This window comes from Pseudomonas sp. G5001 (assembly GCF_013385475.1).
Classification (GTDB): domain Bacteria; phylum Pseudomonadota; class Gammaproteobacteria; order Pseudomonadales; family Pseudomonadaceae; genus Aquipseudomonas.
In genome coordinates, this window is record NZ_JACAPZ010000031.1 from 54,598 (window position 1) to 79,041 (window position 24,444).

Here is a 24,444-nt window from a genome sequence, read left to right on the forward strand (position 1 = left end):
GCCCATGAGACCAACCCGCCTGCTGTTGACCTGGCTCGGTGTACTGCTGGGCCTGAGTATCCTGCTCGGCGCACTGGTGGCGCTACAGGTCAAGGTGCCAGACGCCCTGCACTCAGTGACGTGGGGCCTGCTGCTGGCCCTGTTGCTGCTGGCCCTGCTGGATGCCAGCCGCCTGCGCCGCCGGCCGTCCCCGCGCGTGCGACGGCAGATGCCCGGCAGCCTGGCACTGGGGCGCTGGGGGGAAGTGCGGGTAACCCTGGAGCACGATTATCCCCAGCCGTTGGCGGTCCAGGTATTCGATCATGTGCCTGACGGCCTGGCGGTGGAGGACCTGCCGCAATCCATCGAACTGCGGCCCGGCGAGCACAGTGAACTGGGTTATCGGCTAAGGCCCCAAAGGCGCGGGCATTTCAGCTTTACCCGCTGTGAAGTGCATCTGCCCAGCGCCCTGGGGCTCTGGTCGGCCCGGCGCCTGATCGACGTCAGCGACGCCACCCGGGTCTACCCGGACTTCGCACGCCTGTATGGTGCGCAGTTGCTGGCGGTGGACAACTGGCTCAACCAGCTGGGCGTACGCCAGCGGCAACGGCGTGGGCTGGGCCTGGAGTTTCACCAGCTGCGTGAGTTTCGCGAAGGTGACAGCCTGCGCCAGATCGACTGGAAAGCCACCGCCCGGCAACGCACGCCCATTGCCAGGGAGTACCAGGACGAGCGCGACCAGCAGATCATGTTCATGCTCGATTGTGGCCGCCGTATGCGCAGCCAGGACGCCGAACTGTCGCACTTCGACCACGCGCTCAACGCCTGCCTGCTGCTCAGTTATGTAGCCTTGCGCCAGGGCGATGCCGTAGGGCTGTGCACCTTTGCCTGCGACCAGCCGCGCTACCTGGCGCCGGTCAAGGGCAGTGGCCAGCTCAACCTGTTGCTGAATGCGGTGTATGACCTGGACACGTCCCGGCGTACGGCCGATTACCAGGCGGCCGCCAGCCAACTGCTGGCCCGGCAGAAACGTCGCTCGCTGGTGATCGTAGTGACCAATTTGCGGGATGAGGAAGATGAAGAGTTACTCAGCGCCGTAAAGCGCATCAGCCGCCAGCACCGGGTAATGGTCGCAAGCCTGCGGGAGGAGGTCCTTGACCAGTTACGCCAGGCTCCCGTGCAAACCCTGCCCGAAGCCCTGGCCTATTGCGGCACGATCAACTATCTCAATACCCGGGACGAACTCCACGACCGCTTGAACGCCCACGGGCTGTCGGTACTGGACACACTGCCTTCGGACCTGGGTGCCGCCCTGGTGACCCGCTACCTGGGCTGGAAAAAAGCCGGCGCGCTATGAACGCCGGATGCAGCACCTAGGCAGAGGCCTGCAACGGATCAAAGCTGAAGTAATCCAGCAGCGCGCTGATCACCTCCCCATATTCGGCAGGGGCCTGGGATATGCTGAACCCGGAATCGTAATGCTGGGGGTTTATATCCTCATGACACCACAGGCAGGTGGCCGTGAGGTCTACCGCCTGCACCTCACCCTCAGGCCCGGGGATCTTCAAGCGCAGCTCGAACTCCACATCGACCATCATGGGTAACTGGCTGATCAACATCAGGCCCTGCTCGGAAACATTGCCCAGATAGCCGATTGGCTTGTCCGTCAGGCGGTTGAACACTTGAAGGAAGCAAGGTAACTGATGCCGCTCGATCCGTCGGTGAGTAAACATGATGAGGTCGCCATCCAATGGCCATATATGTGGCCGCTCCAGTGATTCGAAACGAGCCTGAAGGCCCGCTCTCCCCGGATATCGGTGCGACAACCGCAAACGGGTTGCCACTTTTACAGCTGCCAAATCCGGGAACGCCATCCGTTTGAATAGAAACTTATACAAACTGACATTCAAAGATTAGCCCAAGACTGGCAACGAGCCAGCTATGGCATGACAAATATCATCACAACGACGCCGGCCGCGGCTGGGCAACGCTCGCGCCGGGGTAATGCCCCAGTTGCTGCAGGGTATCCAAACGGGCACGGGCACGGAATGCGTACTCGCTCGCCGGGTACTGGCTGATGATGAACTGATAGGTTTGCGCCGCATCGACAAACAGCTTCTCGCGCTCCAGGCACTGCCCGCGCAACATCGAGACTTCCGGTTGCACGTAGCGCCGGGAACGGCTTTCACGGTCGACCTGGGACAACTCAAGGGTGACCCGCTGGCAATCGCCCACACCGTAGGCGCGGTACGCATTGTTCAAATGATGGTCCATCGACCAACGGGTGCAGCCGACAACACTGACGGCCAGGGCAGCAATGATCACGATTCGCATGGGGGTTCTCCTGTCTTGTGCAGTGTATCGACCCTTCATCGAAAATCTTCAAGGTTGTTCATCTGTTCATGCAGAGTGAAAACAAGCGAATCATCGATAAGTAGTGCAAACGAACAATGACTACAACCAAAGAGCATAGTAGCCTTCCCCAGCGCTTGAACTCAGGAGTCCGTGCATGTCCGTCCGTCGTACCAAAATCGTCGCCACCCTTGGCCCGGCCAGTAACTCGCCGGAAGTCCTCGAACAGCTGATTCTGGCTGGCCTGGACGTTGCCCGTCTGAACTTCTCCCACGGCACCCCGGACGAGCACAAGGCTCGCGCCAAGCTGGTGCGTGACCTGGCCGCCAAGCATGGCCGCTTCGTGGCGTTGCTGGGTGACCTGCAAGGCCCGAAAATCCGTATCGCCAAATTCGCCAACAAGCGGATCGAGCTGAAGATCGGTGACCAGTTCACCTTCTCCACCAGCCATCCCCTGACCGAAGGCAACCAGCAAGTCGTGGGTATCGACTACCCGGACCTGGTGAAAGACTGCGGCGTGGGCGACGAACTGCTGCTGGACGACGGCCGTGTGGTAATGCGCGTCGACACCGCCACCCCGACCGAACTGAATTGCACCGTGATCATCGGCGGCCCGCTGTCGGACCACAAAGGCATCAACCGTCGCGGCGGTGGCCTGACTGCCCCGGCCCTGACTGAAAAAGACAAGGCCGACATCAAGCTCGCCGCCGAAATGGAAGTGGACTACCTCGCGGTATCCTTCCCGCGCGACGCCGCCGACATGGAATACGCCCGTAAACTGCGCGACGAAGCCGGCGGCACTGCCTGGCTGGTGGCAAAGATCGAACGCGCCGAAGCCGTAGCCGACGATGAAACCCTCGACGGCCTGATCAAGGCTTCCGACGCCGTGATGGTTGCCCGTGGCGACCTGGGTGTGGAAATTGGTGACGCCGAGCTGATCGGTATCCAGAAGAAAATCATCCTGCACGCACGTCGCCACAACAAGGCGGTGATCGTTGCGACCCAGATGATGGAGTCGATGATCCAGAACCCGATGCCAACCCGTGCCGAAGTGTCCGACGTGGCCAACGCCGTGCTCGACTACACCGACGCCGTGATGCTTTCGGCTGAAAGTGCGGCTGGCCCGTACCCGCTGGAAGCCGTGCAGGCCATGGCACGCATCTGCGTCGGCGCTGAAAAGCACCCGACCAGCAAGACCTCCAGCCACCGTATCGGCAAGGTCTTCGAAAGCTGCGACCAGAGCATCGCCCTGGCGGCCATGTACACCGCCAACCACTTCCCGGGTGTGAAAGCGATCATCGCCCTGACCGAAAGTGGCTACACGCCGTTGATCATGTCGCGCATCCGTTCCTCGATCCCGATCTACGCGTTCTCCCCGCACCGCGAAACCCAGGCCCGTGCGGCCATGTTCCGCGGCGTCTACACCGTACCGTTCGACCCGGCATCGCTGCCGCCTGAGCAAGTCAGCCAGGCCGCGATCGACGAGTTGCTCAAGCGCGGCGTCGTGGAGAAAGGCGACTGGGTCATCCTGACCAAGGGTGACAGCTACCACACCATCGGCGGCACCAACGGCATGAAGATCCTGCACGTTGGCGACCCAATGGTCTGAGTGACCGCTCGCTGAAAAACAAAAGCCCTGCCATGTGAATGGCGGGGCTTTTTGCATTGCAAATTGGCTTGTGTGTTGGCTTTACTGGCCTATTCGCGAGCAAGCCCGCTCCCACATTTGATCGCGTACATCCTCAAGAAACACGGTCGAATGTGGGAGCGGGCTTGCTCGCGAATAGGCCGACCAGTCAACGCTCATTCATCTCCGAGTGATAAACCCCGACAACGCCGCAATCGCCTCCGGCGACTTCAACCTCTGGGTAAACAACGCCCCCTCCTCCTCGATCACCTTGCGCAACTGCTCGCGATCAACGCTTTTCATCAGATGCTTGCTGACCTGTACCGCGCCCGGCGCCAGGGTCTCAAACCGTCCAGCAATTTCCCGCGCCTTGGCCAGGGCCGATTCACCGCTGCCCAATGCCTCGGTGGCAATGCCCCAGGCGGCAGCCTGTTCGCCGGTAAACCCTTCACCCAGCAGCAGCAACTCCGCCGCCTTGGCATGCCCCAGCAAGCGCGGGAGGATCAAGCTGGACCCAAACTCCGGACACAGCCCCAGGTTGACGAACGGCATGCGCAACCGTGCATCCCGGCTGACATACACCAGGTCACAATGCAGCAGCAGCGTCGTGCCAATTCCCACCGCCACGCCCGCCACTGCCGCAATCACCGGCTTGCGGCAGTTGAGCAAGCTGCGCATGAAATTGAAGACCGGGCTGTCGAGATCCGCCGGCGGTTGTTCGAGGAAGTCGCCAATATCGTTACCGGCGGTGAAGCACTCGCTGCTGCCCTGGATCAGCACGGCATTCACGCTGGTATCGGCATCCGCCTGCTCCAGCGCCTCGGCCAATTGGCTGTACATGGCGCGGGTCAGGGCATTTTTCTTGTCCGGGCGATTGAGCTGCAAAATCAGCAACCCGCGTTCGCGTTGCTGCAGGATGGCATCGGTCATGACAAATCTCGCGGCTGGGAAATTCAGCGCTCAACCACGGGGCAGGAACACATCGGCCAGCAGTTGATTGCGCGGCAGTCCGGCCAGGAACAGGCGCTTGGAAAAGGCCTCGACACTGGCCGGGTGCCCGCAGAGTAAAGCCAGAGTTTGCCGGGAAACAAGCCGCAGTTGCGCCAACGCCTGCGTCACCTCAGCCGCTGTCCATAGCTCAACGGTCACGTTCGGATGCGCACCAGCCAGCTGGGCCAATGGCCCGGCGAGGTAATGACCGCCCGCGTCATGGGCCAGGTGAATGACCCGGATGGCGCCCTGGTGATCCTGGCGCAAGGCCTCGCGCAACACGCCCCATAGCGGGCCGAGTCCGGTGCCCGAGGCCAGCAGCCAGAGCGGCCGCGATTGCCAGTCGGGGTCGTACTGCAAGGCGCCGCCCCGCAATTCGCCCAGGCGCAGGCTGTCACCGGCCTTGAATTGGCGGGCGGCGTCGCTGAATTCGCCGGGCAGGCGGCAATCAATGTGAAATTCGAGAAACGGATCTTCCTGGGGCAGGCTGGCCAATGAATAAGGCCGCGCAACGCTGCCGGCCCACAACACCAGATGCTGCCCCGCCCGGTAGCGCAAGCCGCGTTCGGGTTGCAGCCGCAAGCGCAGTACACTCGGGGTCAACCAATCGACGCTCAGCACCGTCGCCGGTAACCCGTCACGCAGCGGGTCGAAGGCTTCGACCTGCAAGTCACCTGCGACCTGGCACTGGCACGCCAGGCGCCAGCCATCCTGGCGCTGCGCCGGGCTCAGGGCATCCGGCTGGTTGTCCTGGATATCACCCTGGCAACGCACCAGGCAGGCATGGCAGCTGCCGGCGCGGCAACTATAAGGCACGGCCACGCCCGCCTGGTTCAGGGCATCCAGCAGGTTGCTGCCGGCGGCTACCGACCAGTGGCGTTCACCGACGTGAAGTTCAGGCATCAAGGGTCTCGGATCAAAAAGGCGTCTACAGGGAATCACGCCCCGCAGAGTTTGACCATAGTCGGGTGTATCGGCCACCGTGGCGGGTTATACTGCCGCGCCTTTTTAGCGTCGCGCCTGCACCACTTTGGCGTGCCTTGGAAAGGTGGCTTCAGCCGACCGATGCAACACTGACGCCACCTTTATTGAATGTTCCCTTATAGAGGAGCGCGACTCATGACCGTGATCAAGCAAGACGACCTGATTCAGAGCGTTGCCGACGCCCTGCAATTCATTTCCTACTACCATCCCGTTGACTTCATCCAGGCGATGCACGAGGCCTACCTGCGCGAAGAATCGCCAGCGGCCCGTGACTCCATGGCTCAGATCCTGATCAACTCGCGCATGTGTGCCACCGGCCACCGCCCGATCTGCCAGGACACCGGGATTGTCACCGTATTTGTACGTGTAGGCATGGACGTGCGCTGGGATGGCGCCACCATGAGCCTGGACGACATGATCAACCAAGGCGTGCGCCAGGCCTACAACCTGCCGGAAAACGTCCTGCGGGCTTCGATCCTCGCCGACCCGGCCGGTGCGCGTAAAAACACCAAGGACAACACCCCTGCCGTGATCCACTACTCCATCGTCCCGGGTAACACCGTGGAAGTGGACGTGGCCGCCAAGGGCGGTGGTTCCGAGAACAAGTCGAAAATGGCCATGCTCAACCCGTCCGACTCGATCGTCGACTGGGTGCTCAAGACCGTTCCGACCATGGGCGCCGGCTGGTGCCCACCGGGCATGCTTGGCATCGGCATCGGCGGCACCGCCGAGAAAGCCGCGGTAATGGCCAAGGAAGTGTTGATGGAATCCATCGACATCCACGAGCTGAAGAAGCGCGGCCCGTCCAACCGTATCGAAGAGATGCGCCTGGAGCTGTTCGAGAAGGTCAACCAACTGGGCATCGGCGCCCAGGGCCTGGGTGGCCTGACCACCGTGCTCGACGTGAAAATCATGGACTACCCGACCCACGCGGCCTCGCTGCCGGTGTGCATGATCCCCAACTGCGCCGCCACCCGTCACGCGCACTTCGTGCTCGACGGTTCGGGCCCTGCATCGCTCGAAGCGCCACCGCTGGACGCCTACCCGGAAATCGTCTGGGAAGCCGGCCCGTCGGCCCGTCGCGTCAACCTCGACACCCTGACCCCGGAAGACGTGCAGAGCTGGAAGCCGGGCGAAACCGTGTTGCTCAACGGCAAGATGCTCACCGGTCGCGACGCCGCGCACAAGCGCATGGTCGAGATGCTGAACAAGGGCGAAACCCTGCCGGTGGACCTCAAGGGTCGCTTCATCTACTACGTCGGCCCGGTTGATCCGGTGCGCGAAGAAGTGGTGGGGCCTGCCGGTCCGACCACCGCCACGCGGATGGACAAGTTCACCCGCCAGATCCTCGAGCAAACCGGCCTGTTGGGCATGATCGGCAAATCCGAGCGCGGCCCGACCGCTATCGAAGCGATCAAGGACCACAAGGCGGTTTACCTGATGGCAGTGGGCGGCGCGGCTTACCTGGTGGCCCAGGCCATCAAGAAATCCCGCGTCGTGGCGTTCGCCGAGCTGGGCATGGAAGCGATCTACGAGTTCGACGTGAAAGACATGCCGGTCACCGTTGCCGTTGATAGCAAGGGCGAGTCGGTACACATCACCGGTCCTGCCATCTGGCAGAAAAAGATCAGTGAAAGCCTGGCGGTTGAAGTGCAGTAAGCATTTCCCCTGCAAGGATAAAAGGCGACCACTACGGTCGCCTTTTTTTGTTTCATGCACCTCTCACTGTGGCGAGGGAGCTTGCTCCGCTCCAGTGCGCAGCGCTCCCATTTTTTTGGGGCCGCTACGCGCCCCAGCGGGAGCAAGCTCCCTCGCCACAACAGCCATGCGCCTCGTGCTATGGTGCTCGCCCCTAATTGCACTGTTCATCTTCGTATGATTGCGATTCCCCGCCCGCTGCGTTTGACCTTCTACTCCTTGCTGATCATCGCCGGCGCGGTACTGGCTGCCGCCCTGGCTACCCGCCACGCCGAACGCCTGGCCCTGGTGGATGACGCCGCCCGCGCCAATCAGCAGCTCATGCTTTATGGCAACTCCCTGCACACCCTGATCGAACGTTACCGCGCCCTGCCCGCCGTGCTGGCCCTGGACTCGGAAATGATCAGCGCCCTGAAGGGCCCGCTGGACACCGCCACCCAGGATTTGCTCAACCGCAAGCTGGAGCGCATCAACGGCGCCGCCCAGTCCTCGACCCTGGAACTGATGGACCGCAACGGCCTCGCCGTGGCCGCCAGCAACTGGAACCTGCCCAGCAGTTATGTGGGGCACAACTACGCGTTTCGTCCCTACTTCAGCCAAACCTTGAGCCAGGGCACCGGGCGTTTTTATGCAGTGGGCGTGACCACCGGGATTCCGGGGTATTTCCTCTCCAGCGCGGTGGTCGGCGAGAACGAGCAGTTCCTCGGTGCCATGGTGGTCAAGCTGGAGTTCCCGGAACTGGAGCGCGAGTGGGCCCAGGGCAATGACTTGCTGCTGGTCAGCGATGCCCGGGGCATTGTGTTTATCGCCAATCAGCCGGGCTGGCGCTACCGCGCGCTGCGTCCGTTGTCGGACAGCGACCACGCCGAACTCAAGGCCACCCGCCAATACGACAAGAAACAATTGCTGCCACTGGACACTGAAGCCTTGCAACGCTTTGACGAAAACAGCCACCTGATGCGCGTCGACGGCCCCGATGGCAAGGCCAATTACATTTGGGAGTCCCTGCCGCTGAAGGCCGAAGGCTGGACCTTGCACCTGTTGCGCAAGCCACAGTTTGCCTTTGAAGACCAACGCAACGCCGGCCTCGCCGCCGCCGGCTCGTGGCTGGCGCTGGTGTTCCTGGTGCTGTTCCTGACCCAGCGCTGGCGCCTCGCCCGCTTGCGCCAGCGCAGCCGCGAAGAACTTGAACAACTGGTGGAAGAACGCACCCGCGCCCTGCGTACTGCCCAGGATGGCCTGGTGCAATCCGCCAAACTGGCAGCGCTGGGGCAGATGTCTGCCGCCCTCGCTCACGAAATCAACCAGCCTTTGACCGCCCAGCGCATGCAGTTGGCGACTCTGCGGCTGCTGCTGGACCATGGCCGGGTGGACGACGCCTACCAGGCCCTGACCCCGCTGGACGACATGCTCACACGCATGGCTGCGCTCACCGGCCACCTCAAGACCTTCGCCCGCAAGAGCCCCAGCGGCCTGCGCGAACGCCTCGACCTGGCGACGGTGGTGGACCAGTCCCTGCACTTGCTCGATGCGCGCCTGCGGGACGAAGCCATCGGCACCGTACTGGACCTGACCCGCCCGGCCTGGGTACGCGGCGACGCGATCCGCCTCGAACAGGTGCTGATCAACCTGCTGCGCAACGCCCTCGACGCCATGGCCGACAAGCCACGCAAGCGCCTGGAGATCCGTCTGCACGCCGATCAGCAGCTATGGCACCTGACCGTCAGCGACAGCGGCGGCGGGATCGCCGAGGAAAACCTCAACAGCGTGTTCGACCCGTTCTTCACCACCAAGCCGGTGGGCGACGGGCTCGGCTTGGGGCTCGCCGTGTCGTACGCTATCGTCCACGAACTTGGCGGGCGCCTGAGCGCCGGCAATCAAGGTGACGGGGCGATCTTTACCCTGACCTTGCCCATCGCACTGGAGACGCCAGACCTATGTTGAATGCGGTGATTGTGGTCGACGACGAAGCCAGCATTCGCACGGCCGTCGAGCAATGGCTGAGCCTGTCGGGCTTTGAGGTGCAGTTGTTCGGCCGCGCCGAAGAATGCCTGGCGCAATTGCCCCGGGACTTTCCCGGGGTGATCCTGAGCGACGTGCGCATGCCCGGCCTCAGCGGCCTGGAGTTGCTGGCTGAAGTGCAGCGGCGTGACGCCGACCTGCCGGTGATTCTGCTCACCGGCCACGGCGATGTGCCGATGGCCGTCGAGGCCATGCGCGACGGCGCCTACGACTTCCTCGAAAAACCCTTCAGCCCCGAAGCCCTGCTCAGCAGCCTGCGCCGGGCGCTGGACAAGCGCGGGCTGGTGCTCGAAAACCGCCGCTTGCATCAGCAGGCCGATCACCGGGCCCAACTGGAATCGAGCCTGCTGGGGGTGTCCCGGGGTTTGCAGAACCTGCGCCGGCAAGTCCTGGACCTGGCCGGCTTGCCGGTCAATGTGTTGATTCGCGGCGAAACCGGCAGCGGCAAGGAGCTGGTCGCCCGTTGCCTGCATGATTTCGGCCCCCGGGCGAAGAAGCCGTTTGTGGCGCTGAACTGCGCGGCGATTCCCGAGCAGCTGTTTGAAGCCGAGCTGTTCGGCCATGAAAGTGGCGCGTTCACCGGCGCCCAGGGCAAGCGCATCGGCAAGCTGGAATACGCCAATGGCGGCACGCTGTTTCTCGATGAGATCGAAAGCATGCCGCTGGCCCAGCAGGTGAAATTGCTGCGGGTGTTGCAGGAGCAAAAACTCGAACGGCTCGGTTCCAATCAAAGCATCAAGGTGGACTTGCGGATCATCGCCGCCACCAAACCCGACCTGCTGGACGAAGCTCGCGCCGGGCGTTTTCGCGAGGACTTGGCCTATCGCCTGACCGTCGCACAACTGCGCCTGCCACCGCTGCGGGAACGCCGGGAAGACATTCCCCTGCTGTTCGAGCACTTTGCACAAAGCGCCGCCGAGCGCCTGGGCCGCAACTTCGCGCCGCTGAGCGGACCCGCGCTGGGGCGCCTGCTCAGCCATGACTGGCCGGGGAATGTGCGGGAGCTGGCCAATGCCGCGGAACGCCAGGTGCTGGGGCTGGGTGAACCGGAGCCGGAAGGCATCGAAGCCGGGCAATCGTTGGCGGCGCAGCAGGAAGCATTTGAAGCCCATTGCCTGAAAGCCGCGCTGACCCGGCACAAAGGCGATATCAAGGCGGTGCTGGCCGAGTTGCAACTGCCACGGCGCACCTTCAATGAAAAAATGCAGCGCCATGGCCTGGCGCGGGATACGTTCCTCTAACCCGGTCGTTCCCACGCTCCGCGTGGGGATGCAGCTCTGGACGCTCCGCGTCCGCCCTTAAAATCGTGACGCGGAGCGTCACAGGATGCGCTCCCACGCAGAGCGTGGGAGCGATCTTCGTCGGCGGATTTCCGCTCATCACCCTTCAATCATCAGCGATTTTCCGCTCAAAAAAATCTCCAAACCCTTCTAGACCGGGCCTTCATCGGCTTGGCACAGCTCCTGCTATAGCCCAGCCAGGCTGCGCTACCGCGCGCTCCACAAAAACAATTAGATGAAGGATCCTTAAATGGATAACTCCAACTCCCTGCCTCTGGGGTCGGCGACTGCGCCGGCAAAAGGACGCACCACCTCCAGCCGTATCAAGTCGATCTTCAGCGGATCGGTCGGCAACATGGTCGAGTGGTACGACTGGTACGTCTACGCGGCTTTCTCCCTGTATTTCGCCAAGACCTTTTTCCCGAAAGGCGACACCACCGCCCAACTCCTGAACACCGCCGCGATCTTCGCCGTGGGCTTCCTGATGCGCCCGATCGGTGGCTGGCTGATGGGCCTGTACGCCGACAAGGTCGGGCGTAAAAAGGCCTTGATGGCGTCGGTCTACCTGATGTGCTTCGGCTCGCTGCTGATTGCCCTGAGCCCGGGCTATGAAGCCATTGGTATCGGTGCGCCGATCCTGCTGGTATTCGCCCGTTTGCTGCAGGGCCTGTCGGTCGGCGGTGAATACGGCACCTCCGCCACTTACCTCAGCGAAATGGCGACCAAGGAACGTCGGGGCTTCTACTCCAGCTTCCAGTACGTGACCCTGATCTCCGGCCAGCTCATCGCCCTGGCGGTATTGATCGTGCTGCAACAATTGCTGACCACCGAACAACTGTACGACTGGGGCTGGCGTATCCCGTTCGCCATCGGCGCGCTGTGCGCGGTAGTGGCGCTGTACCTGCGTCGTGGCATGGAAGAAACCGAGTCGTTCACCAAGAAAGAAAAGGCCAAGGAAAGCGCAATGCGCACCTTGATGCGCCACCCCAAAGAACTGATGACCGTAGTCGGCCTGACCATGGGCGGCACCCTGGCGTTCTACACCTACACCACCTACATGCAGAAATACCTGGTGAACACCGTCGGCATGAGCATCTCCGACTCCACCACCATTTCGGCGGCCACGCTGTTCCTGTTCATGTGCCTGCAACCCATCATCGGCGGGCTGTCGGACAAGGTTGGCCGCCGGCCGATCCTGATCGCCTTCGGCGTCCTCGGCACGCTGTTCACCGTGCCGATCCTCACCACCCTGCACACCATCCAGACCTGGTGGGGCGCGTTCTTCCTGATCATGGCGGCGCTGATCATCGTCAGCGGCTACACCTCGATCAACGCCGTGGTGAAGGCCGAATTGTTCCCCACCGAAATCCGCGCCCTGGGCGTTGGCTTGCCCTATGCGCTGACCGTGTCGATTTTCGGCGGCACCGCTGAATACATCGCGCTGTGGTTCAAGAGCATTGGTATGGAAACCGGTTACTACTGGTACGTCACCGCGTGTATTGCGGTGTCGCTGTTGGTGTATGTGACCATGAAGGACACCCGCAAACATTCACGGATTACTACGGACTAAGGGTTCGGCAAGCGTAAAAAAAGGGCCATGTCAGTCAATGACACGGCCCTTTTTCATTGCCCTCAAGACAGCTCGGCAGCCGCCTGGCGTCCATACCGACGCTGGGCATACGCCGCCCCGGCAATCATCACCACCAGCACCGCCGCCAACACGGCCGACGAGCCGATGGTGCCAAAGTCCAGCCCGCCCTTTTCATGGGGTTTGGTCAGGAAGTCACCCAGGGTTGCGCCGAACGGCCGGGTCAACACAAACGCCACCCAGAACAGCAGCACCGACGAAATCCGCGTGAAGTATTTAAGCAACACCACCACCGCGATACTCGCCCCGATCAGCAACGCGCCACCAGCGAACCCCAGCCCGGAATCATCCGCGAGGAAATCACCCAGCGCCGTGCCCAGGGTGTTGGAGAACAGAATCGCCATCCAGTAGAACAGCTCACCGCGAAAGGTCTGCACCTTGTTCACGTTCAGCGAGTCGCCGCTGATACGCCACAGGGCAAAGATCGCCACCAGGATCGACACCAGAATCATCGAGCCCGTGGCATAACCCAGCCCCAGCGTGCGGTCCATAAAGTCCGACATGGTGGTGCCGGCGGTGCTGGTGGACAGGATCACGATCCAGTACAGCACCGGGTTGTAGGTTTTCGACCAGAGTTGCGTCACCAGAGTGACCAGGAACACGCTGATCAGGATCATCGAGCTGATGGCGTAACCGACATTCAAGGTCATCGACAGCAAGTCCCCGGCGGTTTCGCCCAGGGTCGTGGCGCAGATTTTCATGACCCAGAACGCCAGGGTGATCTGAGGAAGTTTGTTCATTGTGCAGAAGGCTCCAAAGGCTCAGTCGTTCAATCGGTCGACTTACAGGGGGTGTCGACCTGGCGCGCAGACTGACCCGGGAGCTGTGAAAAATAGGTGGGGGCTGTATGAAAATTCCATATGGATGATAGAAATCCGCCGCGCCGGATTGCACTATGGTGCCCTCCCCAGAACCGCGCAGCAGGAACCCCGGCCATGTCCGACGATATTCATTTCTACGAACCCGCCAACGGCCACGGCCTGCCCCATGACCCGTTCAATGCGATTGTCGGCCCGCGCCCGATTGGCTGGATTTCGTCCCACGACAGCCAGGGCCGCTTGAACCTGGCGCCCTACAGTTTCTTTAACGCGTTCAACTACATTCCGCCGATCATTGGGTTTTCCAGTGTCGGGCGCAAAGACAGCCTGAACAACATCGAACAGACCGGTGAGTTCGTGTGGAACCTGGCCACCCGCCCGCTGGCCGAGCAGATGAACCAGAGTTGCGCGCCGGTATCACCCGAGGTCAACGAGTTTGAATTGTCGGGCCTGACGCCGGTGGCTTCAAAGGTGATCGCCGTGCCTCGCGTGGCCGAAAGCCCGGTGTCGTTCGAGTGCAAGGTGACGCAGATCATTCAGCTGCAGCGCGCCGACAAGGAGCTGGTGCCGAGCTGGCTGGTGCTTGGTGAGGTGGTCGCGGTGCATATCGCCAAATGGCTGCTGAAAGACGGGGTGTACGACACGGCTGCCGCCCAGCCGATCCTGCGTGGAGGTGGCCCGGCGGATTATTTTCAGTTGGGGCCGGAAGCGCTGTTCAAAATGTACCGCCCAGGCGCCGCGAAACGCTGATTGGAATGCGATAAAAATGTGGGAGCGGGCTTGCTCGCGAAGGGGGCGTATCAGTCAATGCATATGCCAACTGATCCACCGCATTCGCGAGCAAGCCCGCTCCCACACAAACCCGCTCCCAGATTTGGATCAGCGGTGTTTTTAGTTGGCGAAAGTTGCCCAAGAGAGCTGACCGTCTTCATCTACATCGACCAAGCGCTCCAGTTGCAGAGCTGCGGCATCGTCGGCGTCGGAGGCAGTCTTGAACGTCTGTCCATCGAGGATCTTGTGAAAGCGCGGTGCGCCCATGCCATCCAGCGCCTTGACGGCGATGGCGGCGCTATAGCCACCCTCTTCTTCACGCACCAAGGCGGAAACGGCTTCGTGGTGGGCAAACTCTTTACGTGCCATGTTGCAGGTCCTGGCCAATGGGAAAGGCGGCCATTCTAAAGCACTAGCCCGCCAGTTGCAGGTACTCGCCATAGGCATTGGCCGCCGAGGCGTCGGTAAAGGTCTGGAAGTCCATGCTGCGAACCACCATGTCATTCAACAACTCGGTGAAGACCATCAGCGCCGGCGAGCTGAAGTAGGCACTCATCGCCTGCTCGCTGCTCCAGAAGCCCGACACCAACCACACATCCGGGTCGGCCAGGGAGTGCTGCAACGAGAATTGCAGGCAACCCTGAGCCTGGCGGCCCGGTTCGATCAAACTGCTCAAGCGTGCACCCAGTTCGGTGCTGTACCCGGTACGGGCACGGATAAAGGCCATATGGCTCGCGGGAATGGGGGTGGACATGTTCGACTCTCCCGTTGAGAAGTGATGCTCGGCAAGCACTGTGAGGGCGTGTTGCCACAGGATCAAAGATACGGGCGCGGGTGTGGATGCGGTTAGTCAATTCCTGCTGGCTTATTGCACAATCCTGCGAGATACGTAGATATAGCAATCGGCCTGCGAAGTTTATTCCCGGCATGACTGCCGTATTTCAGGGGCATGACAGGCCCCGGCTTGCCTGATTCACGATTTTTCGCAGGATCAGGCAAGGATTGTGCAGAATCGAAATACCGCTTTTTGCAAAGCCGCCCTTAAGCTGTGCCCATCGTCAAAGCACCAGAGGATGTCCCATGTCGTCGCCCGAACTTCGCTCCAAACCCCTCGACGCCGATATGGAAAAGCAGCGCGCAGAACTCGCCGGCATCGTTCGCCGGCATACCTGGGAGGATGGTTCCTACGGCACGGCGATCACGTCGCTGTATCTCAACCGCCATAACTCCCCGCGTGAATTCACGCCGGTGCTGGTTGAACCCGCGCTGTGCATCCTCGCCCAGGGCAGCAAGGAAGTGCGCCTGGCGGATGAAGTCTTCGCCTACGACCCGCTCAATTACCTGGTGTTTTCGGTAGCGATGCCGGTGGCCGGGCGCATCCTTGATGCCACGCCTGAAGACCCCAACCTGTCGATTCGGGTGAATATCGACCCGGCACAGATCACCGCACTGATTGCCGAAGCCGGGCCGATGGGCGTGCCCCCGCGCCCGACCTCCCGAGGGATGTATGTCGACCGCCTGGACAGCCAGCTACTGGACGCCGTGCTGCGCCTGACCCGATTGCTCGACACACCGAAAGACATCGCAATGCTCGCGCCGCTGATCAATCGGGAAATTCTCTATCGCCTGTTGCGTGGTCCACAGGGTTATCGGCTGTATGAAATTGCCGTCGCCAACAGTCAGAGCCATCGGGTGAGCCAGGCGATCACCTGGTTGAACGGCAACTACGAACAGCCCCTGCGCATTGATGACCTGGCCAAGGAAGTGAACCTCAGCGTCTCGACCTTGCACCACCGCTTCAAGGCGATGACCGCCATGAGTCCGTTGCAGTACCAAAAACAGTTGCGCTTGCAGGAGGCTCGGCGGTTGATGATCGCCGAGGGCCTGGAAGCCTCGGCGGCGGGGTATCGGGTGGGCTATGAGAGCCCATCGCAGTTCAGCCGCGAATACAGCCGGCTGTTTGGTGCGCCGCCGTTGCGGGATCTGGCCAGGCTGCGCCAGAGCGTCTAACCACGGTTATAACACCGGATACTAATAATGTGGCGAGGGAGCTTGCTCCCGTTGGACTGCGCAGCAGTCCCATCTTTTGGGGCCAGTTCGCGCCCCAACGGGAGCAAGCTCCCTCGCCACAAGTACTCAATCAGCTGCGGTATTGGTGGCGTTCAATCCAGGCCACGAGGCAGTTGCAAGGTCACCCGCAAACCGCCCTCCCGCAGATTCTGCAAACTCACTTCACCGCCATGGCTGTGGGCAATGTTGCGGGCGATGCCCAGGCCCAGGCCGTAACCCTGTTGTTGCCCGGCCAGGCGGAAGTGCGGTTCGAAGACCTGCTCCAGGCGCTGTTCCGGCACGCCCGGGCCTTCGTCGTCGACGTGAAGGATGAATTCCGCGCCATCGTCTTCAATATGCAAATGGGCGTTCTGTCCGTACTTCAGGGCGTTGTCGATCAGGTTGCCGATGCAGCGCTTGAGCGCCAGCGGCTTGCCCGGGTACGTCGTAAGTGCCCGACCATGTTGGGTCACGCGCCCATTGCCGTTGGGCGCCAGGTACGGCTCCACCAGGCAGTCGAGTACGTGGTTGAGGTCCACCGGTTCGATGTTTTCGTGAATGTCAGTGTCTTTCACACACTGCAGCGCGCCTTTGACCAGCAACTCCAGTTCATCCAGGTCGCGGCCGAACTTGGTTTGCAGGTTCTCGTCTTCCAGCAATTCCACCCGCAACCGCAGGCGTGTGATGGGTGTGCGCAGGTCGTGGGAAATGGCGCTGAACAGCTGGCTGCGTTCGGTCAGGTAACGGCTGATGCGTTCGCGCATGGCATTGAACGCGCGGCCTACTTCCACCACTTCGCTGCCGCCGCCTTCGGCCACCGGCTCCACGTCGGCGCCCAGGGACATGTCCCGCGCCGCCCTCGCCAGGCGCTTGAGTGGACGGCTTTGCCAGTGCACCAGCAGGCCGATAAACAGCAGCAGGAAGCCGCTGGTGAGCACGATAAACCACACCTGCTGGTATGGCAGGCCTTGTTCTTCGAGGCTGGTATAGGGTTCGGGCAGCAAGGAGGCAATGTAGAGCCATTCGCCCTGGGCCAGCTGGATCTGGGTGACCAACACCGGCGGATTCACCGGTTCCAGGGTCAGCGCGTAATGCGCCCAGGAACGCGGCAGTTCGTCGAGTTTCAAACCGGCATTGAAGATGCGCAGGTCTTCGGCGCTGACGAACTCCACCGAAACATGCACGTCGCTGCCCAGGGTCTGGCGCAACACTTCTTCGACAGCACCGAGCACTGCATGCTTGCGCGGGGTTTCCGGCAATACCGCCATGTCCAGGGGCTTATCGTTGAGCGTCACCACAAACCGGGTACCGCCCATGCTGCGCAACTGGTCCAGTACCAACGGCCGGAAGGCCACCGGCAACGAGCGGAAATAACTGACGCTGGCGGTCATCGAATGCGCCAGGCTGCGGGCGGCGGTTACCAGGCCTTCAAGCTGGGTAGCGCGCAATTGCGAGACCCAGATCACGCTGGACAACGCCTGGGCAAACAGCACCGCCAACAGGGTCAGCAGTAACATCCGCCCCAGCAGCGAACGCGGTACCGGGATGCGCCGGCGCAGTTCACGCAGGCGCTCAGTGGGCATTGCCGGCAACCACGCTGGCTGCCAATTGATAGCCACTGCCGCGCACGGTGCGGATCAGCCGGGGTGGTTTTTCGGTGTCGCGCAGGCGTTGGCGCAGACGGCTGACGGCCATGTCGACAATCCGGTCCAGGGGCATCAGGTCGCGGCCACGGGTGGCGTTGCCGATGGTGTCGCGGTCGAGGATTTGCTGGGGGTGATCGAGGAACAGTTTGAGCAGGGCAAAATCGGCGCCGGAAAGAATCACTTCCTCGCCGTCGACGTGGAACAGCCGGTGGCTGACCATGTCCAGGCGCCACTCGCCAAACACCAGCACCTCGCCGCCGCTGCGCTCCTGGCCAAACTGGCAGCGCCGCAACAAGGCCTTGATACGGGCCTGCAACTCACGGGGGCTGAAGGGTTTGCCGATGTAATCGTCGGCACCCAGCTCCAGGCCGATGACGCGGTCGGCTTCGTCGGAACTGGCGGTGAGCATGATGATCGGCACCTGGGCCTGGCGTGGGTGCTGGCGGATCCAGCGGCAAAGGCTGAAACCGTCTTCGTCCGGCAGCATCACATCAAGGATCACCAGGTCGCACGGCGCTTCGTTCATCGCCTGGCGGAACCCCGCGCCATCCGGCACGCCGCGCACCTGGAAACCGGCGCGGCTGAGGTAGGTTTGCAGCAACTCGCGGATTTCCTGGTCGTCGTCGACCAGGAGAATGGATTTACTGATTACGCTCACGGGGTCCTCCTTGTTGTTATGGCCAAGCTTAAGTCATTTGTTGCCCTTGAGGCCGCCTCCGCGAGCAAGCCCGCTCCCACATTCCACCTCATTCATCCAGTTGGAATGGGATTGAATGTGGGAGCGGGCTTGCTCGCGAAGAGGCCATCACTGCCTACGCAAATGCCTGCTCAAGCGCCACACCAGCACCTGTCAACCCTGAATACGGTGCCGTCACCAGCCACACCGGAATGCCTTTGAAGTAGTCGCTCATGCAGCCCTTGTCGCCAAAACTCCTGGCAAAACCACTCTTGATAAAGAAATCGGCAAAGCGCGGGATCACCCCACCCACGATGTACACGCCACCACGACCGCCGGTGGTCAGCACATTGTTACCGGCGACGCGGCCCAGCCAGATACTGAACTGGTCCAGCACTTCCAGGGCAATAGGGTCGCCCGCCAGGCCAGCGGCAGTGATGGCTTCGGGAGTTTCCAGAACCGCCTCGTGACCGTCCACCGCGCAGATCGCCCGGTACAACCTGGGCAAACCGCCACCGCTCAAGGCAGTTTCAGCGCTGACATGGCCGATCTCATTGTAGATGTGCTGCCACAGCTGGGCTTCACGCGGGCTGCTCACGGGCAGGTCGACATGGCCGCCCTCCCCCGGCAATGCCGCCCAACGGCCATGGCCGAGGTCGAGCAAGGTGCCCACGCCCAGGCCAGTGCCCGGGCCAATCACCACCGCAGGGCGCAACGGCTCCGGCGTGCCTTCGCACACCACGCGGAATTCGTCGGGCTTCAGGCGGGTCATGCCCAGGGCCATGGCCGAGAAATCATTCACCAGCAGCAGCTCGTCCACCTGCAAGGTCTTGCAGAACGCAGTCTTGCTCAGGCGCCAGTGATTGTTGGTGAATTTAAATTCATCTCCACTCACCGGCCCCGCGACCGACAGGCACACCGCGCCAATCGAGCCGATGGCCAGGCCTTCTTCCTTCAGATAGACCTGGATCGCCTCTTCCGGGCTGGCATGATCCGCCGTCGCATGGACGCGGATCGAATGCAGCTCCTGATCCCGCCACAACGCAAAACGGGCGTTGGTACCACCGATATCACCGACCAGCGCTAGCTTCACTTAAGTGTCTCCAAGGCAGAGGTAAAGGCGCTGGCGCCCTGCTCTGCGGAGCTTGCAGCCAAACGCATGAACGCAAACAACTCGCGACCGGCCCCCACGTTATTGCCCAGAAGGCCCGTGGCAGGCGCGCGCGCAGCAAATTCTTCGGCGTCCACCTTAAGCTCCAAGGTGCCTTTGACGCCATCCACGCGAATGATATCGCCATCGCGCACACGTGCCAGTGGCCCGCCGCTCTGGGCTTCGGGGTTGACGTGAATCGCGGCGGGAATCTTACCCGACGCGCCGGACATGCGCCCGTCTGTTACCAACGCCACTTTGAAGCCACGATCCTGCAACACGCCGAGGAACGGGGTCATCTTGTGCAATTCCGGCATGCCGTTGGAGCGCGGGCCCTGGAAACGCATCACTGCAACGAAGTCTTTTTCCAACTCACCGGCCTTGAACGCGTCGGCCAGGTCTTGCTGGTCCTGGAACACCACGGCCGGGGCTTCGACGATTTGATGTTCGAGGGCCACGGCGGAGACCTTCATCACACCCCGGCCGAGGTTGCCTTCCATTACCCGCAGGCCGCCTTCCGGAGAAAACGCACGGGCCACGGGACGCAGGATGGTTTCGTCGAGGCTTTCGATCGGGCCTTCACGCCATACCAGCTCGCCGTCCACCAGGAACGGTTCCTGGGTGTAGCGGCTCAGGCCATGACCGGCCACGGTGTTGACGTCGTTGTGCAGCAGGCCGGCTTCCAGCAGTTCGCGGATCAGGAACGACATGCCTCCCGCCGCCTGGAAGTGGTTGATGTCGGCCTTGCCGTTTGGATACACGTGGGACAGGGTCGGCACCACTTCGGAGAGGTCGGCCATGTCATCCCAAGTCAGGATGATGCCCGCCGACATGGCGATGGCCGGCATGTGCAGGGTGTGGTTGGTGGACCCACCCGTGGCGTTGAGGGCGATGATGGAGTTGACGATGGATTTCTCGTCGACGATCTCGCCGATCGGCGTGAAGCTGCCGTTGGCCTTGGTCAGGCGCGTGACCTGGTGCGCGGCTTCGCGGGTCAGGGCGTCACGCAGCGGCGTGTACGGGTTGACGAACGAGGCGCCCGGCAGGTGCAGGCCCATGACTTCCATCAGCAACTGGTTGGTGTTGGCGGTGCCGTAGAAGGTGCAGGTGCCCGGGCTGTGGTAGGACTTCATCTCCGATTCCAGCAGCTCTTCGCGGGTGGCCTTGCCTTCGGCGTAGCGCTGGCGCACGTCGGCTTTCTGTTTGTTGGAGATCCCCGACGGCATCGGGCCGCCTGGTACGAAGATCATCGGCAGGTGGCCGTAGCGCAGGGCGCCCATCATCAGGCCGGGGACGATCTTGTCGCAGATACCCAGCATCAGCGCGGCGTCGAACATGTTGTGGGACAGCGCTACCGCCGTGGACATGGCAATCACTTCGCGGCTCAGCAGGCTGAGCTCCATGCCTGGCTCGCCCTGGGTCACGCCGTCGCACATGGCGGGGGTACCGCCGGCGAACTGGCCAACAGAACCGACTTCACGCAGGGCCTTTTTGATTTGCTCGGGGAAATGTTCGTATGGCTGGTGGGCCGACAGCATGTCGTTATATGACGAAACAATTGCCACGTTGGCGGCGTTCATCATGCGCAGGCTGTTTTTGTCTTCGGTGCCACACCCGGCCACGCCGTGGGCAAAGTTGGCGCATTGCAGCTTGCCGCGCATCGGGCCGTCGCTGGCAGCGCCGCGAATGAGCGCAAGGTATGCCTCACGGGTTGCACGGCTGCGGGCGATAAGCCGTTCGGTGACCTCAAGTACGCGGGGATGCATGTATAGAACTCCAGGCTAACGGATGTGGCGACCTGAGTGTCTATGCTGGTCAAAAGCCCGCCGCGAAGAGGTTGGCAGGGTGTTGCTTGACCAATCGGACCAGTTGATTCAGGTCACTCGTTGTAGATTGAACAAAATATTGCCACTAAAAAGGCTTGTTTTCTATTTTTATGCGAATAATCTTGTAATTCTTACAACAAATCGACGACAGGCACCTTCCAATGACTCTACGTATCGCTATCAATGGTTTTGGCCGTATTGGCCGTAATGTCCTGCGCGCACTTTATACCCAAGGCTACCGTCAGGATTTGCAGATCGTCGCCATCAACGATCTCGGCGACAGCTCGATCAATGCCCACCTGCTTAAATACGACACCGTCCACGGTACTTTCGACGCAGAGGTCGCTCATGATCAGGAAAGCCTGACCGTGAATGGTGACCGGATTGCCGTGAGTGCCATTCGCAACCCGGCCGACCTGCCTTGGGCTGCGCACAAGGTGGACGTGGTGTTCGAATGCACCGGTCTGTTCACCGACCGTGACAAGGCCGCCGCCCATATTACCGCCGGCGCGCGCAAGGTAATCATCTCGGCCCCGGCCAAGGGCGCCGATGCCACCGTGGTGTACGGGGTAAACCATGACATTTTGCGTCAATCCCACCAGATCATCTCCAACGCTTCCTGCACCACCAACTGCCTGGCGCCCGTGGCCCAGGTGCTGCACCGCGAGCTGGGCATCGAAAGCGGCCTGATGACCACCATCCACGCCTACACCAACGACCAGAACCTGACCGACGTCTACCACACCGACCCGTACCGCGCGCGCTCGGCCACCCAGAACATGATCCCGAGCAAGACCGGCGCTGCCGAAGCCGTGGGCCTGGTGCTGCCGGAACTGGCAGGCAAGCTGACCGGCATGGCCGTGCGTGTACCGGTGATCAACGTGTCGCTGGTGGACCTCACCGTGCAACTGAAAAAAGAAGCCAGCGCCGAGCAGGTCAACGCGCTGCTGAAAGAAGCCAGCCAGCACTCGAAAATCCTCGGCTACAACACCCTGCCGCTGGTTTCCAGTGACTTCAACCATAACCCGCTTTCGTCGATCTTCGACGCCAATCACACCAAGGTCAGCGGCAAACTGCTGAAAGTGCTGGCCTGGTACGATAATGAGTGGGGCTTCTCGAACCGGATGCTGGATAACTGCCTGGCGCTGTGCAACGCCGAGTAATGCTCGGCCTGTAGGAGCGAGCTTGCTCGCGAAAAACGCAAAACCACCGCGTTTATTCAGGATGCCAGCGATATCGTTGACGCCCTTCGCGAGCAAGCTCGCTCCTACAGTAATCCAAAGTGCCACTTGCCATTTGCGTTGATGATAAGCATTATCATTCGCTGCAAATCGGTCTGGTATCACTGTGAGCCAATCTCGTTTCAACCAAGTCTTCCTCACCCAACGGGTGATTTTGCTGCGCACCTTGCAGCGGATGGTGAATAACCACAGCACCGCCGAGGACCTGTTGCAGGAAACCTACCTGCGCGTTACCCGGGCCCTGAGCGAACGGCCGATCGACCACCTCGAACCCTTTGTCTACCAAACGGCGCGCAACCTGGCGCTGGATCACCTGCGCGCCCGCAGGATTCAGGCCCGCACCCTGCAGGAAGATGTCCCGCTGGACGTCCTGCAAAGCGTCGCCTCCCCCGTCAGCACCCCCGAAGACGCGACACAGGCCGAGCAATTGCTCGAGCACCTGAGTGTCAGCCTCGGCCAGTTGAGCGCCCGCCAGCAGCAGATATTCATCCTCAGCCGCCTGCACGGTTGCAGCTATCAGGAGATCGCCGACAAGCTCGACGTGTCCCTGAGCACCGTGCAGAAGGAACTGAAACTGATCATGGCCATCTGCATAGGTGTGGCCGAAAGACTGGATCGCCCTTAAGCTTTGGCGGCACAGTCTGTAGGACTATTGATTAAAACGTGGCGAAGACCCGAGGAACACCGTGACGGAACCGAATCAACGGCACCCCCATGAGCTGGCTCATGAGGTGTTGCAAGACGCGGCCATGGACCAAGCCCTCGACTGGCTGATCGCGTTGCAGTGCCCGCAACCCGGGCAGCAGGCGGAATTTAAAGCCTGGCTCGCCAACGACCCGTTAAACGCCGAAGCCTTCATCAAGGCCCAGACTGCCTGGAGCGGAGCGCCCGTTCACAGCGCTGCCGTCGCCCTGAATGCGCCACGCAAACCCAGCGCCTGGCGCCGTATCAAACCGCACTGGAAGCCCCTGGCCACTGCCGCCGTGTTGCTGCTGGGCCTGTTCAGCTTCAGCAACCTGCCTATGCGCCTGCAGGCCGACCATCTGACCGTGGTGGGCGAACGCCAGCGCCTGCAGCTGGACGATGGCTCGAAAGTGTTGCTCAACACCAACTCAGCCTTCTCCAGCACCATCAAGGACCACCAGCGCATCGCCCGCCTGTATCAGGGCGAGGCATTTTTCGAAGTGCTGCCCAGCCGTGGCCTGCCCCTGGAAATCGACGCCGGCCCGGTGCGCGCCAGCGTGCGCGACACCTCTTTCGCGGTGCGCTACTTGAACGGTGAAGCCCAGGTTCAGGTACAGCGCGGTGATGTCGACCTGAGCAACACGTTTGACGACGCGCGGGTGCGCCTGAGCGCCGGTGAAAGTATCCGCATCGGGCCCAAGGGCTTCGGCCAACCGGCCAAGCTCGACACCACCAAGGACCTGGCCTGGGTCGACGGCCGGCTGATCTTCGAAAACTGCCCGATGAGCGAAGTGCTGGCCGAATTGCGTCGCTACTACCCCGGCTGGATCGTCAACAACAACGACAGGCTGGCCAGCGTGGCCGTCACCGGCAATTACCGGCTCGACCAGCCGCTCGACGTGGTGCGCTCCCTGGCCCACATCACCTCGGCCAAGCTCTCGGAATACCCGGCGCTGGTGATCCTGAACTAAATGAGAATTATTTTTACTCGATAGCCAGCGAC

General features: G+C 61.7%; 22 protein-coding genes. 11 read left to right on the forward strand and 11 right to left on the reverse strand.

Features of this window, described 5'->3' with window-relative positions:
* The first annotated feature begins 4 nt into the window (after positions 1 to 4).
* The gene (locus HX805_RS24075) at positions 5 to 1,336 is read left to right on the forward strand and encodes a DUF58 domain-containing protein (protein WP_177045884.1); all 1,332 of its coding nucleotides are present in this window, start codon (positions 5 to 7) and stop codon (positions 1,334 to 1,336) included.
* 16 nt (positions 1,337 to 1,352) lie between these two features.
* On the opposite strand, the gene HX805_RS24080 is transcribed toward HX805_RS24075, so the two are convergent.
* Together HX805_RS24080 and HX805_RS24085 are read right to left on the reverse strand one after the other, a co-directional pair.
* Entirely contained in the window at positions 1,353 to 1,712 is a 360-nt protein-coding gene (locus HX805_RS24080; RefSeq protein WP_008432342.1) for a PilZ domain-containing protein, read from the reverse strand.
* Between the two features lie 226 nt (positions 1,713 to 1,938).
* Positions 1,939 to 2,313, reverse strand: a complete 375-nt coding sequence (locus tag HX805_RS24085) for a tol-pal system YbgF family protein (RefSeq protein ID WP_003214151.1) — start codon at positions 2,311 to 2,313, stop codon at positions 1,939 to 1,941.
* A 175-nt stretch (positions 2,314 to 2,488) separates the two neighbouring features.
* Here HX805_RS24085 and pyk point away from each other — a divergent pair, with 175 nt between their 5' ends.
* Complete coding sequence (pyk, locus tag HX805_RS24090; protein ID WP_003214149.1) at positions 2,489 to 3,940, forward strand: pyruvate kinase; 1,452 nt, start codon at positions 2,489 to 2,491, stop codon at positions 3,938 to 3,940.
* A gap of 198 nt (positions 3,941 to 4,138) precedes the next feature.
* Here pyk and HX805_RS24095 read toward each other — a convergent pair whose 3' ends face one another.
* Positions 4,139 to 4,888, reverse strand: coding sequence for an enoyl-CoA hydratase-related protein (locus tag HX805_RS24095; RefSeq protein ID WP_003214147.1), 750 nt, complete (start codon positions 4,886 to 4,888; stop codon positions 4,139 to 4,141).
* 30 nt (positions 4,889 to 4,918) lie between these two features.
* The gene (locus HX805_RS24100; protein ID WP_102605688.1) at positions 4,919 to 5,851 is read right to left on the reverse strand and encodes an iron-sulfur-binding ferredoxin reductase; all 933 of its coding nucleotides are present in this window, start codon (positions 5,849 to 5,851) and stop codon (positions 4,919 to 4,921) included.
* Positions 5,852 to 6,067: 216 nt separating this feature from the next.
* Here HX805_RS24100 and HX805_RS24105 point away from each other — a divergent pair, with 216 nt between their 5' ends.
* The 4 genes from HX805_RS24105 to HX805_RS24120 all read left to right on the forward strand — a co-directional run bounded on the left by HX805_RS24105 (position 6,068) and on the right by HX805_RS24120 (position 12,502).
* A complete protein-coding gene (locus tag HX805_RS24105) occupies positions 6,068 to 7,591 on the forward strand; it encodes a fumarate hydratase (protein ID WP_003214142.1) in 1,524 nt (507 codons plus the stop codon).
* A gap of 216 nt (positions 7,592 to 7,807) precedes the next feature.
* Positions 7,808 to 9,574 (forward strand): ATP-binding protein, encoded by a 1,767-nt coding sequence (locus tag HX805_RS24110; RefSeq protein WP_008435493.1) that lies wholly within the window; start codon positions 7,808 to 7,810, stop codon positions 9,572 to 9,574.
* Positions 9,568 to 10,893 (forward strand): sigma-54 dependent transcriptional regulator, encoded by a 1,326-nt coding sequence (locus HX805_RS24115; RefSeq protein WP_008435499.1) that lies wholly within the window; start codon positions 9,568 to 9,570, stop codon positions 10,891 to 10,893. Before HX805_RS24110 ends, HX805_RS24115 begins: the two co-directional genes overlap by 7 nt.
* 289 nt (positions 10,894 to 11,182) lie before the next feature.
* Positions 11,183 to 12,502: an MFS transporter gene (locus tag HX805_RS24120; protein WP_008435500.1), complete on the forward strand. Its 1,320-nt coding sequence runs from the start codon at positions 11,183 to 11,185 to the stop codon at positions 12,500 to 12,502.
* Between the two features lie 62 nt (positions 12,503 to 12,564).
* On the opposite strand, the gene HX805_RS24125 is transcribed toward HX805_RS24120, so the two are convergent.
* A complete protein-coding gene (locus tag HX805_RS24125; RefSeq protein ID WP_102605691.1) occupies positions 12,565 to 13,320 on the reverse strand; it encodes a hypothetical protein in 756 nt (251 codons plus the stop codon).
* Positions 13,321 to 13,515: 195 nt separating this feature from the next.
* Here HX805_RS24125 and HX805_RS24130 point away from each other — a divergent pair, with 195 nt between their 5' ends.
* The gene (locus HX805_RS24130; RefSeq protein WP_177067565.1) at positions 13,516 to 14,148 is read left to right on the forward strand and encodes a flavin reductase family protein; all 633 of its coding nucleotides are present in this window, start codon (positions 13,516 to 13,518) and stop codon (positions 14,146 to 14,148) included.
* 141 nt (positions 14,149 to 14,289) lie between these two features.
* Here HX805_RS24130 and HX805_RS24135 read toward each other — a convergent pair whose 3' ends face one another.
* Both HX805_RS24135 and HX805_RS24140 read right to left on the reverse strand, forming a co-directional pair.
* Entirely contained in the window at positions 14,290 to 14,538 is a 249-nt protein-coding gene (locus HX805_RS24135; protein ID WP_177117343.1) for a hypothetical protein, read from the reverse strand.
* A 43-nt stretch (positions 14,539 to 14,581) separates the two neighbouring features.
* The gene (locus HX805_RS24140) at positions 14,582 to 14,923 is read right to left on the reverse strand and encodes an antibiotic biosynthesis monooxygenase family protein (RefSeq protein WP_003214130.1); all 342 of its coding nucleotides are present in this window, start codon (positions 14,921 to 14,923) and stop codon (positions 14,582 to 14,584) included.
* 326 nt (positions 14,924 to 15,249) lie between these two features.
* On the opposite strand from HX805_RS24140, the gene HX805_RS24145 reads away from it, so the two are divergent.
* Positions 15,250 to 16,179 carry an AraC family transcriptional regulator gene (locus HX805_RS24145; protein ID WP_177117344.1) on the forward strand — a complete coding sequence of 310 codons (930 nt, stop codon included), beginning with the start codon at positions 15,250 to 15,252 and terminating at the stop codon, positions 16,177 to 16,179.
* 152 nt (positions 16,180 to 16,331) lie between these two features.
* On the opposite strand, the gene HX805_RS24150 is transcribed toward HX805_RS24145, so the two are convergent.
* The 4 genes from HX805_RS24150 to edd form a co-directional block, all read right to left on the reverse strand.
* Positions 16,332 to 17,801, reverse strand: coding sequence for an ATP-binding protein (locus HX805_RS24150; protein WP_087694634.1), 1,470 nt, complete (start codon positions 17,799 to 17,801; stop codon positions 16,332 to 16,334).
* Complete coding sequence (locus tag HX805_RS24155) at positions 17,791 to 18,522, reverse strand: response regulator (RefSeq protein WP_003214124.1); 732 nt, start codon at positions 18,520 to 18,522, stop codon at positions 17,791 to 17,793. The genes HX805_RS24150 and HX805_RS24155 overlap by 11 nt, the downstream gene beginning before the upstream one ends.
* A gap of 154 nt (positions 18,523 to 18,676) precedes the next feature.
* The gene (locus HX805_RS24160) at positions 18,677 to 19,633 is read right to left on the reverse strand and encodes a glucokinase (protein ID WP_003214122.1); all 957 of its coding nucleotides are present in this window, start codon (positions 19,631 to 19,633) and stop codon (positions 18,677 to 18,679) included.
* Positions 19,630 to 21,456, reverse strand: coding sequence for a phosphogluconate dehydratase (gene edd, locus HX805_RS24165; RefSeq protein WP_003214119.1), 1,827 nt, complete (start codon positions 21,454 to 21,456; stop codon positions 19,630 to 19,632). The genes HX805_RS24160 and edd overlap by 4 nt, the downstream gene beginning before the upstream one ends.
* A gap of 221 nt (positions 21,457 to 21,677) precedes the next feature.
* Here edd and gap point away from each other — a divergent pair, with 221 nt between their 5' ends.
* From gap to HX805_RS24180, 3 genes are all read left to right on the forward strand, one after another.
* Positions 21,678 to 22,679: a type I glyceraldehyde-3-phosphate dehydrogenase gene (gene gap, locus HX805_RS24170; protein ID WP_003214117.1), complete on the forward strand. Its 1,002-nt coding sequence runs from the start codon at positions 21,678 to 21,680 to the stop codon at positions 22,677 to 22,679.
* 184 nt (positions 22,680 to 22,863) lie between these two features.
* Positions 22,864 to 23,382: an RNA polymerase sigma factor gene (locus tag HX805_RS24175; RefSeq protein WP_003214115.1), complete on the forward strand. Its 519-nt coding sequence runs from the start codon at positions 22,864 to 22,866 to the stop codon at positions 23,380 to 23,382.
* Positions 23,383 to 23,443: 61 nt separating this feature from the next.
* Positions 23,444 to 24,412, forward strand: coding sequence for a FecR domain-containing protein (locus HX805_RS24180; RefSeq protein WP_177117345.1), 969 nt, complete (start codon positions 23,444 to 23,446; stop codon positions 24,410 to 24,412).
* Positions 24,413 to 24,444 lie beyond the last annotated feature (32 nt).